Annotated in this window: 15 protein-coding genes and 1 pseudogene; 13 read left to right on the forward strand and 3 right to left on the reverse strand. The window is 50.9% G+C overall.

The genetic code is table 11. The features are described 5' to 3' along the window. Positions 1–31 precede the first annotated feature (31 nt). Entirely contained in the window at positions 32–1,618 is a 1,587-nt protein-coding gene (locus Q9291_RS12700; protein WP_306390457.1) for a protein adenylyltransferase SelO, read from the reverse strand. A 234-nt stretch (positions 1,619–1,852) separates the two neighbouring features. Here Q9291_RS12700 and Q9291_RS12705 point away from each other — a divergent pair, with 234 nt between their 5' ends. The 12 genes from Q9291_RS12705 (at position 1,853) to Q9291_RS12760 (ending at position 15,844) form a co-directional block, all read left to right on the forward strand. Beyond that, positions 1,853–2,320, forward strand: a complete 468-nt coding sequence (locus Q9291_RS12705) for a hypothetical protein (RefSeq protein ID WP_306390458.1) — start codon at positions 1,853–1,855, stop codon at positions 2,318–2,320. A 71-nt stretch (positions 2,321–2,391) separates the two neighbouring features. Beyond that, complete coding sequence (locus Q9291_RS12710; RefSeq protein ID WP_306390459.1) at positions 2,392–2,874, forward strand: hypothetical protein; 483 nt, start codon at positions 2,392–2,394, stop codon at positions 2,872–2,874. A 296-nt stretch (positions 2,875–3,170) separates the two neighbouring features. Next, a complete protein-coding gene (locus Q9291_RS12715) occupies positions 3,171–5,219 on the forward strand; it encodes a S8 family serine peptidase (RefSeq protein ID WP_306390460.1) in 2,049 nt (682 codons plus the stop codon). A gap of 94 nt (positions 5,220–5,313) precedes the next feature. After that, the gene (locus Q9291_RS12720; protein ID WP_306390461.1) at positions 5,314–7,278 is read left to right on the forward strand and encodes a ribonuclease catalytic domain-containing protein; all 1,965 of its coding nucleotides are present in this window, start codon (positions 5,314–5,316) and stop codon (positions 7,276–7,278) included. Next, positions 7,271–8,062 (forward strand): polyamine aminopropyltransferase, encoded by a 792-nt coding sequence (locus Q9291_RS12725; RefSeq protein WP_306390462.1) that lies wholly within the window; start codon positions 7,271–7,273, stop codon positions 8,060–8,062. The genes Q9291_RS12720 and Q9291_RS12725 overlap by 8 nt, the downstream gene beginning before the upstream one ends. Position 8,063: 1 nt before the next feature. After that, positions 8,064–9,233 carry a THUMP domain-containing class I SAM-dependent RNA methyltransferase gene (locus tag Q9291_RS12730; RefSeq protein ID WP_306390463.1) on the forward strand — a complete coding sequence of 390 codons (1,170 nt, stop codon included), beginning with the start codon at positions 8,064–8,066 and terminating at the stop codon, positions 9,231–9,233. A 158-nt stretch (positions 9,234–9,391) separates the two neighbouring features. Next, a complete protein-coding gene (locus Q9291_RS12735; protein ID WP_306390464.1) occupies positions 9,392–9,745 on the forward strand; it encodes a nucleotide pyrophosphohydrolase in 354 nt (117 codons plus the stop codon). A 135-nt stretch (positions 9,746–9,880) separates the two neighbouring features. Then, a complete protein-coding gene (locus Q9291_RS12740; protein ID WP_306390465.1) occupies positions 9,881–10,399 on the forward strand; it encodes a sigma-70 family RNA polymerase sigma factor in 519 nt (172 codons plus the stop codon). Positions 10,400–10,404: 5 nt separating this feature from the next. Next, complete coding sequence (locus tag Q9291_RS12745) at positions 10,405–11,403, forward strand: FecR domain-containing protein (protein WP_306390467.1); 999 nt, start codon at positions 10,405–10,407, stop codon at positions 11,401–11,403. Between the two features lie 78 nt (positions 11,404–11,481). Continuing rightward, positions 11,482–13,899 carry a TonB-dependent receptor gene (locus Q9291_RS12750; protein WP_306390468.1) on the forward strand — a complete coding sequence of 806 codons (2,418 nt, stop codon included), beginning with the start codon at positions 11,482–11,484 and terminating at the stop codon, positions 13,897–13,899. 38 nt (positions 13,900–13,937) lie between these two features. Further along, the gene (locus Q9291_RS12755; protein ID WP_306390469.1) at positions 13,938–15,206 is read left to right on the forward strand and encodes a PepSY-associated TM helix domain-containing protein; all 1,269 of its coding nucleotides are present in this window, start codon (positions 13,938–13,940) and stop codon (positions 15,204–15,206) included. Positions 15,207–15,343: 137 nt separating this feature from the next. Then, positions 15,344–15,844 (forward strand): aminoacyl-tRNA deacylase, encoded by a 501-nt coding sequence (locus Q9291_RS12760; RefSeq protein ID WP_306390470.1) that lies wholly within the window; start codon positions 15,344–15,346, stop codon positions 15,842–15,844. A 589-nt stretch (positions 15,845–16,433) separates the two neighbouring features. Here the strand turns inward: Q9291_RS12760 and Q9291_RS12765 are convergent. Both Q9291_RS12765 and Q9291_RS12770 read right to left on the reverse strand, forming a co-directional pair. Beyond that, on the reverse strand, positions 16,434–16,670 hold the full coding sequence (locus Q9291_RS12765; RefSeq protein ID WP_306390471.1) for a hypothetical protein: 237 nt from the start codon (positions 16,668–16,670) through the stop codon (positions 16,434–16,436). After that, on the reverse strand, positions 16,642–16,932 hold the full coding sequence (locus tag Q9291_RS12770) for a BrnT family toxin (protein WP_306390473.1): 291 nt from the start codon (positions 16,930–16,932) through the stop codon (positions 16,642–16,644). Before Q9291_RS12770 ends, Q9291_RS12765 begins: the two co-directional genes overlap by 29 nt. Positions 16,933–17,140: 208 nt before the next feature. Between Q9291_RS12770 and Q9291_RS12775 the strand changes: the two are divergent. Then, positions 17,141–18,016: pseudogene (locus tag Q9291_RS12775) on the forward strand (IS4 family transposase); the annotation flags it as partial. Positions 18,017–18,119: the final 103 nt, after the last annotated feature.

The following is an 18,119-nucleotide window of genomic DNA, read 5'->3' on the forward strand; positions in this document are numbered from 1 at the left end:
AAGTGTTGGGAACGCCAGCTTTTGCAAAGCGTTATGAACTACACGACAGCATTGAGCAACCCGCTTTTTGACGTGCCCAGTCTGGACGCTTGTTGGCAAACTGTTCCATCCCAGACTGTTCGATGTAGGGATTGCGCAACAGTTGCAGCAACGTCAGCAAGCGGCTGTTGTCACCGGTGGTGGCGAGGTCTATGGCTTCTTGCGCCATATAGTTGCGTAATACATATAACGGATTGGCTGCGGCCATCTGTTGCAAGCGTTGCGCAGAACCGCGCTGGGAGGATTGCACCCGCTGCGCATAGTCCTGGAGCCAGGCCTGACAGTCAGCGCCATATTGCTGGTAGCCTTGCTCGGTATAAAAAGCTGCCTGCAAGGTTTGCAGTTGCGGGTGGGTGATCTCCACTTGTGCAAGCAAAGTGAAGAATAAGGTCATATCGACTTCTGCCCGCGTCATCAGTTCGAATATGCGGTTAATCAGTTCGCCATCGGCGTCTTGCCATGTATCCAGGCCAAATTTACGGGTGAGTGAGCCAGTCAGTTCACGCATGTACACGCGGTCAAACGCACTCAAGCCTTGCGCCAGGCCTTGGCTATCCGGCAATATGGTTGCCAGGGCTTCTGCCAGTCGCTCCAGATTCCAGCGTGCAATCTCAGGTTGCCTGCCATAGCAATAGCGGCGGCCTTGGGCATCCGTTGTATTGGGCGTCCAGCCTGCATCAAAATTATCTACCCAGCCATAAGGGCCATAATCGATGGTGAGGCCGAGAATGGACATATTGTCGGTATTCATTACGCCATGCACAAAGCCAACGCGCATCCAGTGGGCGATCATCGCGGCGGTGCGGCTGCAAATTTCTTCAAACCAGGCTTCGACCTGCTCGGCTTGTAGATTGCGTGGATCCAATGCTAACCCAGTCTCTGCCAGCCATTCACCATAATCGCGGTCTATGGTGAATGCGATGAATTGTTTCAGCAGATCCAGTTCGCCACGGCTGGCCAGTATTTCAAAGTGGCCAAAACGGGTAAAGGAGGGCGCAACACGACAGACAATGGCACCTGGCTCAATTTGCCGGTTGCCGTCATAAAACATATCGCGGATGACGCCGTCACCAGTAGTGACCAGACTCAAGGCGCGGGTGGTAGGCACGCCCAGATAATGCATGGCTTCAGAGCATAAAAACTCGCGCAAACTGGAACGCAATACGGCGCGGCCATCCGCAGAGCGCGAGTAGGGCGTTTCGCCTGCGCCTTTTAGTTGCAGTTCAAAGCGCTTGCCCGCATGCAATAACTCACCCAGATAAATGGCGCGGCCATCGCCCAGCTGTCCGGCCCAATGCCCGAACTGGTGGCCACCATAGCGGGTGGCATAGGTCCGCATGCCAGTGATTTCGCCATTGCCGCCGAGCACCTGTATCCAGTCAGGCGTTTGCATGTCTTGTGCTGACAGCCCCAGCATGTCGGCCACCTCGTGGCTGTAGGCTAGCAGCTGCGGATGCTTGACCGGCGTGGGCTGGACTGCTGACCACAGGCAACCGGAGACCTGGCGGGTGTAGTTGTCGGTAATCGGGTCGCCCGGCAGTTCGCGGACAAAGCGGTTGTCAAAATTTAAAGGGCGCATTTGAAACTGGCATTTCCATCCACTCAATATTACCGTTCATCATAACATTATCATCCCATGCTAAACTTTGGCGCGTTTAAAACTTCATGTGCACAAAGACTTTATGCAGCATTTGTTTATGGAAGCTATTTTTGAAAGCGATTGATTGATTTTATGGGCAGTTTGCAACACTCAAGCTTGAAAGGCGCTGGCAAGCTGAAGGGCGTGTTGGTGTTTTTTTGCCTTTTTATAGTCATGCAGCAAATTTGGTTACATGTTGCCAATACAAGCTTGGGTGCATGGTGGATTAATGATGTGATCACCCAAGGATTGGCATTGACTATTGCATGGGTGCAAGTCGAGCAGGTGACCGTGGTGGGGAGCACGATTATCGGTGCGCATGCCAGCATGAACATTGCCAATGGCTGTGATGGTGTGGACATGATGATCATGTTGGTAGCCGCACTGATAAGTACCACCTTAAGCCTGAGGCAGACGCTGCTGGGCGCTTTATTTGGCTTGCTATTTTTATTTATAATCAATCAGTTGCGGTTGTTACTATTGTTTAATGTATTGCAGCACCATCGCGCGCACTTTACTCTCACCCATGGCATGCTTGCCCCTTTTTTAATGCTAGGCGCAACGGGCGTATTTTATGCGTGGTGGTTAGCCTTATCTCACAAACACCCGGCGAGCGATTCATCCGCATGCACTTCGCATTAAAATTTTTCTGTTATGTATTGTGCATAGGTTTGACGCTCAATACATTTTTTAGCCCTGCCATAGAGCCCCTGTTGTCTCTTTTTAAGTTTGTTTTTATGGCGATTGACAGTACGTTTGAGGTGGTTGCTTGTCAGGTCACAACACTGGGCGACGCGGAAGTGATTGCTTTTGAAGTCAAATTGGCAAAGTCTTTCTGGTTAGGAAAGCATTTTGTTGCGGCGGATCCAAGGGGCATCGCACACGTCAGTACCACTTTGGTACATCTTTGGCAAAGCCTGGCTGTGTGCATCGCCTTGATTTTATCCTGGCCAGATATCAGCGTGCGCAAACGCATGCTTGCACTGGTCTACGGGCTATTTTTGTGCCTGCTGGCCTGGTGCGCAGACGTGCCTTTGGTCTTGCTGGCATCATTATGGCAAATGATCTATGCACATTATTCCATTACGGACTTTTCTATTTTGACGTATTGGCAGGATGTGCTGGAGAACGGTGGTCGATTGATCATTGGATTGCTCGTCGGGTATTTAGCCATTGTGTTTGGCATAAAAACCTAAATAAATACAAATGCTTATGAATACAAAATATCTTTCATTATCCTCATTCACGCTGTAGCTTGTCCTTGATTGACTTTGTAATGCAGCCTCCGGTTCGTGAAAGCGCCTGATGCTCTTGAGGTTGAAGGGATTAGCTCCATTTCTGGGTATGCGTTCATCACGCTTTCATAAATAAAACTTAGCATCGGTAAATTATTTGAAATTAATCTTTCCAGTGCGTGATGCCGACTTTTCTGCTGTGCCTTTTCATCCTCTTTTCTACTTCTTCTCATGCAGCAGAGATTGAGCAAGAAGTCTTGACTCGTTTTAATCAGGGCAAGACACAAGATTTGATTGTTGAGTTTGATGATACGGCTGTTAACAAAAGCCTGGTCGAAACGCGCGTAAAAAAGCGGCTGAAGACGGATAACGACGATGTGTTGGTGATGAAGCGCAAGGCTTATGCCTCACTGAAAAGCCAAATGAAAACGCTCGAGTTGCAGCAGGATATCCAGGCGCTTAAAGACTATCCATATTTGCCATTGAGCTTAAAGCGTTTTAAATCGCTCAGGTCGCTCAAAACCTTCATGGCCAGTGACAATATCAAGGCCGTTTATGCCGACAGGTTGATGCACAAGGTGCTCGCACAGAGTTTGCCTTTGATTAATCAACCTGTGGTGAGCCAGGTCAGCTATAAAGGTGCCGGGTCCACGGTGGTTGTAATTGATGATGGCATCGACTTTACAAAGTCGGCTTTTGGTCCATGTACTGGGGTCGCGACGCCATCGGCTTCATGTCGGGTTGTGGTGTCAAATACGATTGTCAATTCTGGCACTGTGAATACAGACACCAGTCATGGCACCAATGTTGCAGCTACAGTGTTGGGTGTTGCACCAGAGGCCAGAATCGCAGCAATCAATGTGTTCAATGATGCAGGGGGCGCCTATTCAAGCGATATTTTAAGTGCTATCAACTGGGCAATTGCCAATCGCTCGACTTACAATATTGTGGCGATTAATATGAGTTTGGGCGCTTCTGATAAAAATACCAGTGCTTGTCAGTTCAATCCTTTTACCAGCCCCATACAGCGCGCAAAAGATGCTGGAATCAATGTAGTGGTCGCCTCCGGCAATGATGGCTATCTGGATGGCATCAGTTCACCCGCCTGCGCACCGGCTGCAATTTCAGTCGGGGCTGTTTACGATAGTAATGTCGGTGGCCTTGCCTACAGCAGTTGTACTGATATGACTTCGGCAGCTGATAAAGTTACTTGTTTTTCAAACAGTGCCAATTATTTAACCCTGTTGGCGCCGGGTGCTTTAATCACCGCTGCGGGGATCACAATGGCGGGTACTTCTCAAGCGTCTCCGCATGTGGCCGGTGCAGTGGCCGTTCTGCGGTCAGCCTTTGCCAATGAAACAGCAGATCAAATTCAAACGCGCTTGATCAGCTTTGGCAAAAGTGTCGCTGACAGCCGTAATAATATCGTCACACCCAGACTGAATTTAAGCGCTTCGGCGTGTCCGCCAAATGATTCTTTCTTTACCCCTACGCTGATGAATGACGCTTCTGGCAGCATCAGTGGCACCAATGTGCTTGCCACTGCTGAAGTGGGCGAGCCCGCCCATGCAAACCTGGATGCCAAAAATACCGTATGGTTACAGTGGACTGCGCCAGCGTCTGGTCAAATGACATTAAGTGTGACGGGCAATCTTGCAGCTCCTCGGCTGGCCGTCTATACAGGGACGGCAATCAATGCATTGACCACTAAAGTGAAAACCAATAACGCGAATACCCCGCTTTATTTTCAAGTGGTCTCGGGAACACAGTACAAGATTGCACTGAATACCAATGCTTCAGAGGCTGGCAATTATCAACTGCAGTGGCAATTGAATACGCAGGCAAACGCCAATTTATCCGTTGCTTTTAGTGGCCCTAACCAAGCGCCGGCATTGGGAACGCCTTATCTTTACACCTTAAGCGTTGCTAACGCCGGACCTGCGAATGCCACCAATATCGCCGTGCAACTGGCCTTGCCTGATGGCGCAGACTTTATCAATGCCGATCAGCGTTGCCAACTGGTGAGTCGAACACTGACTTGCAGTGTTACACAGTTAAATGCAGGGGATGCAAGCAGCTTTGAGATCACTCTGTCGTGGAACAAGGTTGTGGATGTGCCTCCGCTGGTGATCACAGTGAATTCGGATTTGGCCGATGCTGACACCAGCAATAACTCGGCGACATTTACGCTACCAAAAGACCCACATACAGATGTAATCGATGTGCCGACCCTCCCTGAATGGGGGCTAATCATCATGGCGTTGATGTTTGTTTTCCTCAATCGAAGAGACATCAAGCGTTTCTAATATGCTCTTTTCTTTTGTTCACGGCTGCATTTCTTGCACGCTTAATTAAACGCGCTAAGGTATCATTACGACTGTATTTTAAAGAATCAGTTTAATGAACGTATTTTACGAAGAAGACGGTGGCTTCAAAATCGCTTCCATCATGACCGAGGCTGATAGCAGCCTGCAAGTCGAATCCGGCACTGGCAAACGCAGCAAAATCAAAGTGGCGAATGTGCTGATGCGATTTGAAGGCACGCTGGCCGGGTTCATGGAGGCTGCACAGGCCGAAGCCGAAACCCTGGATACCGGCTTTTTGTGGGAGTGCTGCAGCGAGCCGGAGTTTGGGTTTGAGGCACTGGCCGAAGAGTATTACGGTGGCAAGCCAAGCCGTCAGCAGGCCGCTGCCATCGCGCTTAAACTGCAAAGCGCGCCCATGTATTTTTACCGCAAGGGCAAGGGCCGCTATAAAGCCGCTCCGGAAGAAACCTTAAAAGCCGCCATGGCTGGCATGGAGAAAAAACGCCAGCAAGCCGAATTTGTGGCACAGATGGTCGAACAGCTTAAAGCGCAACAGTTACCTGAGAGTATGCTGGCCAAACTGGATCAGTTGCTCTACGCGCCGGATAAAAATGCGCTGGAATGGAAAGCACTGGATCAGGCCGCGGCCGAGCTGAAGCAATTGCCGATTCAGGTATTGTTTGCCGCCGGGGCCTTGCATTCGGTGCATGATTACCATCTGGGGGCGTTTTTACGCGAATACTTCCCGCATGGGGATGTATTCCCTACATTCAGTCTGGCCAGCCTGCCGGAGGCTTTGCCTATCGCTGAGGTACAGGCATTCAGTATTGATGACAGTACCACCACCGAGATTGACGATGCTTTGTCAGTCACCGTGCTAGCCAATGGCAATACGCAAGTGGGCATCCATATTGCAGCGCCTGCGCTGGGCATTACCGCACATGAGGCGCTGGATAATGAGGTGATGAAGCGCTTGTCCACGGTCTATATGCCGGGGCATAAGATTACCATGTTGCCTGAAGCGGCCATTCGTCCGTTCAGCCTCGATGCCGGGCAAACAAAGCCAGCACTGTCCCTTTATCTTGAAGTCGCCCCTGATTTGACGGTGGTGCAGCAGCACAGCCGCCTGGAACAGGTGCATATCGTCGAAAACTTGCGGCATGATACGCTGGAACCCTATTTTAACGAGCAAACGCTGGAAGCCGACAGTGGCCACCCATTCTGGTCCAAGCTGGTCTATTTATTCCGGTTTGCCGAAAGCCTGGAAAAAGCGCGGGGCAAATATGATCCCACCCGCCCGCCACAGGTCGATTACAACTTTTATGTCACAGATGGTCTCGTCCGTATCATCAACCGCCAGCGTGGTTCCCCCATGGATAAACTGGTGGCAGAACTGATGATTGCCGCCAACAGCCAGTGGGGCGCTGTGCTGGCTGAACATGGCGTGCCGGGGATCTACCGGGCGCAAAATGGTGGCAAGGTCTATATGACGACCAAAGCTGAAGGCCATCAAGGCCTGGGCGTGGCACAGTATGCGTGGTGTACCTCGCCATTGCGGCGGGCGGTTGATTTGATTAACCAGCGGCAATTGATTGCAGTCTTAAGCCTGACGCCGCCGACTTATCCGGCAGGCTCGGATGAAATCGTCGGCCATATGCGCAATTTTGACCAAACCTATAATGCCTATAACGAGTTTCAAACCCGTATGGAGCGCTACTGGTGCCTGCAATACCTGATTCAGGAAAACATTGCCGAAGTCGATGCCACGGTCTGGCGCGAGAATCTGGTGCGGCTGGATGGCTTGCCTTACATGACGAAAGTGCACAGCCTGCCAGCCATGAAACCCGGCAGCAAGGTACGGCTGACGGTACAAAAAGTGGATACGCTGCTGATGGAACTGGACTGCAAATTCTTGCGGGTGCTTGAAGAGCCTGCGGGTGCTGTGGTGGATGAGCGTCTGGATATGGCTGATGATATGCTGGCTGGAGACCCTGCAGTGGTGCAAGAGCCTGAGGCAACTGCCCAAATTGCAGTGGCGGGTGAGGCGGGTAATGTTTAAATTTAATCGCAAAATACACAAAGCGGTGTCCGACCACGAGATGGTTGAAGTGACCGAAATTGATGGCATCCGCTCACTGCATTTGGGCTCGCCGACCATCCAGAGCAGCATGAAGGTGAAAGACCCTTACGCGCTGGTGCTGGCGTATTCATGGGGCATGCTGAGTAGCCTGCTGTTCAAACCGGACTGCAAGCAAGCCATTCTGGTCGGGCTGGGTGGCGGTTCGATTGCGAAATATGTGTGGAAGTATTGTCCGGATATCCGGCAAACCGTGATTGAGCTGAATGCCCAGGTGATTGCGGTGGCCCGCAGCCACTTTTTTGTGCCCGAAGATGATCAAACAATGACCATTATCGAAGGCGATGGCATTGCCTATGTGCAACAGCATCCCGGCAGTTGCGACTGGCTGATGATGGATGCCTTTGGCAGCAACGGTTTACCGCCAGATTTCTGCACACAAACCTTTTTTGATGACTGTGCGGAAGCCTTGACGCCGGATGGTTTGATGGCGATTAATTTGTGGGGCTCGGATAAAAACTTTGATGTGTATATGCAGCGCATGGAACAATCATTTGACCAGCGTGTGCTGATGATGCCCACCGGCAAGCCCGGCAACATCATCGTGTTTGGCTTTAAACCAGAGTTGCCGGTGCCCGGCCTCGCTACCTTGCGCAAGCGCGCGCAGATCGCCATGCAAACGCATGCGATTGATTTTCTCGACTTAATCGACCGCTTGCAGGGCGCCAATCCTAACAACGGTCAAACTTTTAGTATCGGTCCATAACATGTTGAATCAATATTTTGCCACCTGTCCACGCGGTTTAGAAACCTTGCTGGTCGATGAACTCAAACAGAGTGGTGCCAAAGAAATCAAAGTCACCGATGGTGGTGCCAGCTTTGCTGGCGAACTGGCGGTGGTCTATCACGCCAATCTGCATTCACGCGTCGCTACGCGCATTTTGATGCAAGTGGGCCGCGGTCAGTATAAGACCGAAGATGACCTCTATCAGGGCGCCTTTAAAATCAACTGGCCCAACTGGTTTGATGTCAAACATGCGTTTATGGTCAAGGTCACCGCCGTACGCTGCCCGCTGAAAAGCCTGGAGTTTGTCACCTTGCGCGTCAAAGACGCCGTGTGCGACAAGTTCCGCCAGGCCGTGGGCAGCCGCCCCAATATCGATACGCGTGAACCGGCTGTGCGCGTGCACGTCTACCTCACCGCAGATAGCTACCAATTGTATGTCGATACCTCCGGCAACCCCTTGTACCAGCGCGGCAACCGCAAAAACAGTATTGAAGCGCCGCTACGCGAAAACCTGGCCGCCGGCATTCTCAAGCTGATTGGCTGGAAACCCGGCCAGACCTTGCTCGACCCGATGTGCGGCAGTGGCACATTTTTGCTCGAAGCCGTGATGATGGCCCTCAACATCGCACCTGGCCTGTATCGCAGTTTTGGCTTTGAAAAACTCAAAAACTTTGAGTCAGACACCTTCAAGAAAATCAAAAATGCAGCGACCAAAGCCGTCAAGCCGCTGTCTTTTCAAAAGATTTATGGCTCAGACCTTGATTTGCGCGCAGTGCGCATCACCAAGCAAAACCTGAGTGAAGCGGGCTGGCTGGAAGCCGTGCAAATCACGCATACCGATTTCAATAGCCTGGTGCCGCCTGCCGAGCCCGGTATTCTGGTGGCTAACCCGCCTTATGGCGTTCGAATCGGTGAGGATGACACCCTGGCTGCGCTGTATCCCTTAATGGCTGCCACGCTCAAACAAAAACTGGCGGGCTGGAACACTTACTTTTTGACCAATGACTTGCGCATGCCCAAACTGATGCGTTTAAGCCCCAGCAAAAAAACGCCGCTGTTTAACGGTCCGCTGGAGTGCCGTTTGTTTGAGATTAAAATGGTGGCAGGCAGCAACCGTAAAGATAAAGACGACGCTAAAGCTGCGGAATAACCTTGAAAATGCCCCTTGGATAAACACACATTTTTTAATTGTGAACCCACCGATGCACGCAGAAATCCCAACAGCAACTGGATGCGTAAACACAGCACTCATCGGATTTATCAGCGGTTGACTGGGGTTTTATCGGCAGTAAATTTTTTGGAAACCCTATGACAGACACCATCAATGCATTACGTGCCCGGATCAACCAGTTTGTAGAAGAACGTGACTGGGCACAGTTTCATTCTCCGAAAAACCTGGCCATGGCCATGATTGTCGAAGCAGCAGAAGTGGTTGAGCATTTTCAATGGATGACAGAAGCCGACAGCCGTGCGCTGGATGCCGAGACCCGCGAGAAAGTAGGGCAGGAGTTGGCCGATACCTTTGTGTATTTGTTGCGCATCGCCGAAGTCTGCGGCATTGACCTGATTCAGGCCACCCATGCCAAAATTGATTTGAATGCGCAGAAATATCCGGTCGAGAAGTGCCGGGGAAGCAATGCCAAATATACAGAGTATCAATAGCCTTGAGATTGAGTCGTGACGTGAGGCAGGTAATGATGCCCTTGCCGTTATTCACAAATCATTAACACAGGTTGTTTGCAGGGCCTCACTCCAGATGATAGAATGCGAATCATTATCATTTGCATGGATGAATAGATGCTCACCCCGGTACAATCTGCTGAATTTGACAGGCTCTACCTTGGACATCATGCATGGTTACAACGCTGGTTTTGTAAAAAACTCGGTTGCACTTTCCAGGCCGCCGATTTAACCCAGGATACTTTTGTGCGTCTATTGCTCAAGCAAGTTGAGCAGCATCATTTCACCACGCCACACTTCTATCTGCTCCACATTGCCAAAGGCTTGTTAGTGGATCATTGGCGCAGGCAATCGCTGGAAAAAAGTTATCTTGACGCTTTGCTATTGCAGGAGCCCTCACAAACCTCTTCACTTGAAGTGCAGGCAATCCTCCTCGAAACCCTGCTGGAGGTGGATGCCATGCTGGATAGTCTGCCATTGAAAGTACGCAAGGCATTTTTATTCGCGCAAATTGATGGGTTAACCTATCGGGAAATTGCTGAGTTGCTGACAGTTTCGGAGCGGATGGTAAAAAAGTATATGGCTTCTGCCATGATGCATTGCCTGCAATACAAGCGAAGCATGGAAATGCTGTAACAGCGATGGGTAAACCAAGCATGCAACTTCCGGAAAATGCAGCGTTACAGCAAGCAGCAGAGTGGTTTGCCATTTTGCGCAGTGAGCAGGCTAAAGAAACCGATTACCTGGAGTGGAAAGTATGGCTGGACGCCGATACTGCGCACCAGTCGGCCTGGGTTGAAGTGGAGTCGATTGACGCCACTTTTAAGCATATGGCCGGATCAGGCAATCCGCAGGCCGCTAAATCCGCATTACTCACTCACGCTTCGGCTTCCCGTCGTCATGCACTCAAAGTATTAAGCCTGACTGGCGTCTCTGTGATCACCGGTCTGGTGGTCAAGCGTTACAGCCCATGGCGGGATTGGCTGACCAATGTTGTAGCGACACATAGCGAATATCAAGTAGCGGTTGGCCAGACCAGATTGCTTACCCTTGCTGAAGGCAGCAGGCTTTGGCTCAATACCAACAGTCATGCCGAGGTGCGCTATAGTTTCGCTTTGCGCCGTATCACGCTGCATACAGGTGAATTATTGATTGCTTCCGCTAAAGATAACTCAGGCATTGATAGACCGCTGGTCGTGGATACCATCCATGGCCGTATTACCGCAATCGGCACACGTTTCACCGTCAAGTTGAACACACACGCTACCTATGTTGCAGTATTTGAGGGGGCAGTGTCAGTGCAAGCAGTTAACTCCGGCAGGGCTCAGGTTTTAAAAGCAGGCGAGCAGCTACAGTTTGATGCGCAAGCAATGCAGGCCATTCAGCCTGCCGAAAAAGCGCGCGAAGTCTGGACGCGGGGTATTTTGCTGGCTGACAATCGACGCCTTGACGACTTTATGACCGAGGTATCTCGTTACCGCACTGGTCGCATCATCGTCTCGCCCAAGATCGCACACCTGCGCATCATGGGCGCATTTCCAATCAGCCATACTGATTTGATTCTGACATCCATCGCCGAATCTTTTCCGGTGACCATCAACCATGTCGGCGGGATGGATATTCAGCTCGTCGAAAAATAATTTTTTCTCAGGTTCCCTTTTTCTAAACCTGTTCGGTTTAGTGAATGTAATACAAAAATGTATCCAAGAGGGAACGTCATGCAACAACACGCTTTAAAACCCGTTAGAAAAATTGTCCAGGCGCTATTGATCGGCGCCACCGTTGCCACATGCAATTACATCAGCATTACCACTGCGTATGCGGAGACGGCAGCAAGCACAAAGAAAACTTATCGCATTGCTGCCGGGTCACTGGCCAATGTGCTGAGTCAGTTTGCAGCGGAGTCAGGTATTTTGCTCTCTGCCAATGCTGCGCTGGCGGATGGTAAAAGCAGCCCTGGTTTAAACGGCAATTACACGGTAGATGAAGGCTTTGCCGCTTTACTTTCCGGCACGCAGTTACAGGCATCACAACAAGCAAGTGGAAGTTATACCATCCTCAAGAAGTCCGCGGAAACCTCGTCCGGCTCGCCAGACATCTTGCCGGAAGTTGCCATTCAATCAGAACGTGTCACGCCCAATACAAACGCTTATGAAGGCGGGATGATTGCAAGAAGAAACCGTCTCGGCATGTTAGGGGATGTGGATGTGAAGGATGCACCCTTCAGCGTGACGGGATTTACCGCCGAGGCGATTGCCAATCGGCAGGCAAATACGGTTGCCGATGTGGTGGCAAGGGATCCTTCGGTACGCAGCACAGCACCCAGTGGCGACGTTGCAGATGCATTTTTTGTGCGTGGCTTCCCGATTGGGGATAACAATATTGGTGAGATTGCCTTTGATGGCCTGTTTGGCGTGGCCCCCAATTACCGGCTGATGACGGATTATGCCGAGCGGATTGAAGTGCTCAAAGGCCCGGCGGCCATGCTCTACGGCATGTCGCCCAATAGCGGGATTGGTGGCAGTATTAACGTGGTGCCCAAACGGGCAGGTGAAGACTTGTCGCGAGTGCGGCTTGGCTATACGACGGGTGGTCAGCCTAATGGTGCCGTGGATATCAGCCGTCGCCTGGGAGATGAACGCCAGTTCGGCGTACGTTTCAACGGCAGCCATCGTGATGGCGATACGCCGATTGATCACCAGTCGCAACGGGCTACGCTCGGTGCATTGGCACTTGATTACCAGGGAGAGCGCCTGCATGCCACGCTAGACCTGATTGATCAGGTGGAGAAGGTCGATGCGCCTTCGCGGCGCCCTTTTCTGAGCGCCGGCCTTGCGGCGCCACGCGCCCCAGATAACCGTAACAATATTAGCCAGCGTTGGGAATGGTACGACAGCCATGAGCAATCGGCCTTGCTCCGCGGGGAGTACGACCTGCATGAACAGGTCTCGGTGTTTGCCAGTTACGGGGTCGCCCACTCGACAGTTGACCGACTGTTCAACACTCCCGTGATCAACAATGCGGCAGGCGACACCAGTGTGACCCCCACGCGTGCCGAATTTGATGTGGATCGAAACTCCGCAGAAGCAGGTGTCCGTGGCAAATTCACTACGGGCGCACTGAAACACCAGGTCACGATGCAATGGAGCCATTACGAGGATCGCTTTGATCAAGGCACGGTGGCAGGGCAAAGCTATACTTCCAATATTTATTCACCGGTCACCCGTGCCGCCCAGCAGGTGGCCGCACCGGCTTCAGTGCCCAAGCGTTCAACCAATACGCTCGGTGGCGTGGCCATTTCAGATTCACTCTCTATGCTGGATGAGCGTGTGCAGGTCATGCTCGGCCTGCGCAGGCAACAGGTGCAATCTGAAAACTTCAATCCTGCCACTGGGGCCAAAACATCCAGCTATGATCAGCACGCGGTGACGCCTATAGTAGGTCTGGTCGTCAAACCATGGCAATCCGTATCATTTTACGGCAATTACATTGAAGGGCTGAGCAAAGGCGATATTGCGCCAGCAGGAACCACAAACGCCGGTGAGGCATTTTCGCCCTATAAAGCCAAGCAGCAAGAAGTGGGGATCAAGATTGACCATGGCCGCCTGATGACCACTTTAAGCTTGTTTCAGATTGAACGCCCGAGTGCACAAACCACCAATGGCGTTTTTTCCGTAAACGGTGAACAGCGTAACCGAGGCATCGAGTTGAGTGCTTACGGGACGGTGGAGGATGGTCTGCGCATGTATGGCGGTGCAACATTCATTGATGCTGAACTGACAAAAACCAATAGTGTGCTGACCCAAGGCAATACGGCGGTGGGTGTTCCTAAAGTGCAGTTATCACTCAACGGAGAATGGGATATTCCGCTGCTCAACGGTTTCACGCTGACTGGTGGCATTTTCCATAGCGGAAAACAGTATGTGAACCAAGCGAACACCCAGCGCCTGCCATCCTGGACCACGCTGGATATCGGCGCACGCTACCGTAGTTTCATGGGCGGAAAGCCAGTCACATTGCGCGCGGATTTACGCAATGTGACTGACAAGGATTACTGGGCCGGCGCATCCACTTATGGCACCCTTTCTCTGGGGGCACCAAGGACACTGTTGCTTTCAGCCACTGTAGATTTCTAAACATGGATTTCTGGAATTTTTTGTTTTAAAGAGACTCAATGCGTCAATTTTTTGTTGTTTTTCACCGCTATATCGGCTTAGTCATGGTGCTGTTTCTGGTGGTTGCCGGATCAACGGGCACCATGCTGGCCTTTTACGATGAACTTGAAGCGCTTCTGCATCCCAAGGTCATGGTGGTTCCTGCGCCGCCAAACCAGGCAATGTTACCGCCGCTTGTGCTGGCGACACTGGTTGAGAAGCGCTATCCCAATGCCGTCCTCAACCGGATTCCGTTACATCAGGAAGCCGGAAAGCCGATGCGCTTCTTTTTGCAGCCTGCACCTGGTGTTCCGGCAGACAGTCTTCAGAATAATGAAATATTTGTGCATCCATACACAGGCGAAGTGTTGGCTGAACGCAAATGGGGGGATATTTCGCAAGGGATGATCAACCTCATGCCATTTATCTATCGCTTACATTTCTCATTGGCAGTGGATACTATTGGCCGTTACGTTTTTGGCATCATTGCATTGTTGTGGACGATGGATTGCTTTGTGGGCGCTTTTCTGACATTGCCGCAACGGCAGAAGAAACCTAAACAAGCTTCACTCAATCAGCGTATACACGCTAGCAAGGCCTGGTTAAGTCGCTGGAAAAAGTCATGGCACGTGCGTTGGGGCAGTGGCGCCTATAAGATTAATTTTGACCTGCATCGCGCTGGCGGCTTGTGGCTATGGGCCATGTTGTTTGTATATGCCTGGAGCAGCGTCGCGTTTAACCTTACTGAAATATACCGTCCGGTGATGACCTATTTATTTGCCAGCCAGCAAACAGAATATCATTTGCCACCTGTGATCCCGGCACCGGTTAAACCGCAGATTGACAGGCCGGCAGCATTAATACTTGGGCAGACTTTCATGCAAAAGGCTGCCACTGCAATGAGATTCAACATTCACTATGAAGACCGGCTCACCTATGTGCCCAACAAGAATATCTACCTTTACTCTGTTAATTCCAGCTTGGATGTCTCTGAAAAAACGGCAAGCACCAAAGTGGTCTTTGATGCCAATAGCGGACACCTGCTCGCACGCTATCTCCCCACTGGGGTAGCGAGCGGTAATACAATCACTGAGTGGTTGCTGGCACTGCATACTGCTCGCGTATGGGGTTTGTTCATGCAGGTGTTTGTCTGTTTGATGGGCGCCGCGGTCACAGGGCTATCGATTACTGGCGTATATATCTGGTGGAAAAAGCGTAAAGCGAAAAGGGTTGCCAAGCAGCAGTCATCTCGCCAGGCGATGCGACATCAACCGACTGCAGCAGTATAAGGGGGATGTTGCCCGTTGACCGTGCTGTGCCACTCAGTGCTGCCAGCAGAAAATAGCAGCCGGTTGGTCTGGGCGTGACAGCAATAGAGAATGTGTGTTTAAAATAGGGGTAACTTCAAACACTCAGGCGGTTTTTTATGCAAGCACAGATTACTTCTCCGGTCACCGAGCTGCTCAGTCAATATGGCTATCAGTTTCAAATCATCCCCATTCCCCTCAGTGAAGATCAAAAGCCGATACGTAGCCTGGAAGCTTTGCTGCAGGCCAACGGCCTGGATCCTGCCTCAGTCGTGCGCAGCGTCGTGTTTAAAGGTGAAAATACTGGTTTTTGCTTGTTGGCTGTAGCCGGTGCAGGACGCGCCGATTGGGCCAAACTGCGCGCCCATCTAGGCGAGCGCAAATGCCGCATGGCCGAATATGACGAAGTCCCCGAAGCAACTGGTTATGTGGTCGGCGCAGTGCCGCCGATTGCATTACCGGACACCTTAACCGTGCTGGTCGACAACAGTGTAAAAGCATACGACCGTGTCGTCATTGGCAGTGGCGTCCTCGGCTATGCGATTGCACTCAAAGGGCAAGATTTAATGCAATTGCTGGCAAGCGCAACAGCAGGCGACTTTGTGAAGGTAGAAGCTTAGCCGGATGCTGCGTCGACTGCCTGAAAGGCTTTTGAAGCTCTTATAAAATTATCTGCCAAAGTACGCCTTCACAATCTGGCAATTTGCTTAGATTCACTTGATGTTGATGCACGTCCTCAATGCCAGAAACTAGACCGAGCACAAAGAGAACCTGATTCACCCAATGGCCGACCATCAAAAGAACAAGCCTGATCAGTGCCGTTCTTGTCAGGCCGATGAATGAATGAGGTCTCTGTGCGCGGCTATTATCCTGGCCCGCGAAAATACTGATCCGCAACAAGGCCGACTAGAGAGATGCAGTTTAACCCTTTATGGGCGATTCGAAATTGGCAGATCTGGCTGGTGGTGATGCTGAATAAATGAAACAGATGCAAAAACACCTAAGGATGCGCGGAATAAGTGAGCGAGCGAGATAAAGTGCAAGGCGCACGGAACGCAGGAACCGAGATAGTACGTGGTGTACAGCGAGGTTCCGAGTACCGCGCAACGAAGCAATTTACTCGCGGAGCCAGCTATTCCGCGTATCCCTAATTATCTGGGTGTTGGGGATGATATTGCTTGACAGGAAGTGGAAGTCCCTGGAAATGGGTTAGGGTTCGCTGTGCGAAGTAACATAAGCATCAACTAAACGGCGAATCATGCGTTGATATTGTGTGTGATTTTTTGCTGCTTCGGACTTGAAGAAATCAACGCTTTTTTTACTTAAGGACAAAGTAACCTTCACCGCCTCTTCATTAAATGAAAGCTCAGCAGGTGATGGCAAGAAGTCTTTAATTACTTTAACGTCACCCAAAGCTTCATTTGTGTATTTGATTTTCGCGCTCATAAATTCCCTTTCCTTTGCGCCAGTAACCAGCGCCGATAATTCTGATAACAGAGTTGCGATAAGTAAAACGTACCGTTAAAACACCACCATTAACTAAACCAAAACAATAAAAACGTTTCTCATCTTGGCTGTGGGTTTCATCCTGAGCAATGACGCGTAGTGGATCTGCGAAAGCATATTGAGCAATAGAAAATGAAACGCCATGCTTCTCTAAATTGGTTATATCTTTCTCTGAGTCCCACTCAAAATTAGTTTTTGCCATTTATCAATCATAAATTATATACATATAAATAGCCATACATTTATACATTAAACCTTAACGCCCGCGGTAAGCCGCGCCGGAGTGCGAAGCACGGAAGGTACACAAAAGCTGGGCTTGTGGGCGGCGGCTTGACCAAACGCAAATCGAGAGGGTCGGATCTAGATATGTATCATAAGTTTAATTTTACTCTGACCCAAATGGCACTTAGGCAAACTGGCGCTGGCATGGCAAACGGGTACGCTTGGTTGACGGCACTACTGTGACCATGCCCGATACAAAAGCCAACCAGAGCGCTTATCCCCAGCAAGGAGGACAGAAGGCTGATTTGGGCTTTCCTATCTGTCGCATTGTTGGCGTGACCTGCCTGTCTAGTGGCGCGGTGCTTGATGCGGCCATGGGTAAGTTTCAAGGCAAAGGCAGTGGCGAGCAAGGGCTATTGCGTTCGCTACTTGGGGTGTTCGAGTCAGGGGATGTGATCTTGGGGGATGCATTCTATGCCACCTATTTCTTACTGGCTGAACTCCAGTTTCGCGGTATAGATGCTCTGTTTGAGCAACAAGGCTCGCGTAAGCGTTCGACTGACTTCAAAAAGGGGCAGACACTGGGCGTCAACGACCACCTGATCACCCTCCCTAAACCAAAAATTCGACCACAATGGATGACGGCAGAACAATATGCATCAGCGCCAGAATCGCTCACTGTAAGAGAGTTGGAAGCAGGGGGCAGGATACTCGTCACGACCATGCAATGTCCCAACACTTATCCAGCGGAGGCGCTAAAGGATTTATACAAACGTCGTTGGCAGGTGGAACTGGATATTCGCAACATCAAAACCACACTGGGCATGGAAACACTGAGCTGTAAAACGCCAGAGATGAGCGAAAAAGAAATGTGGATATACCTGTTGGGTTACAACTTGGTGCGCTTGATGATGGCGCAATCTGCCTTGATAGCCGATGTGTTGCCGCGAACGTTGAGCTTTAAACACACCCTCCAGCTTTGCCTGGCTTGGGACAGAGCTAGACTGCACAGTAATGCACTCGAGGTCGAGCCTACTCTTAACCAGTTACTGAACCGCCCCGGTTTTCGAGGAGGCATGTTTGCCTAAGTTAATCAGCAATTGGCTGAGTAGCCAGTTGCTGATAGTAGTTTGCCTCAGCTTCTGCAGGAGGACAATAGCCGATTGA

Origin of the sequence: Methylophilus aquaticus (assembly GCF_030769565.1) — a bacterium.
GTDB classification, from domain to species: domain Bacteria; phylum Pseudomonadota; class Gammaproteobacteria; order Burkholderiales; family Methylophilaceae; genus Methylophilus; species Methylophilus aquaticus.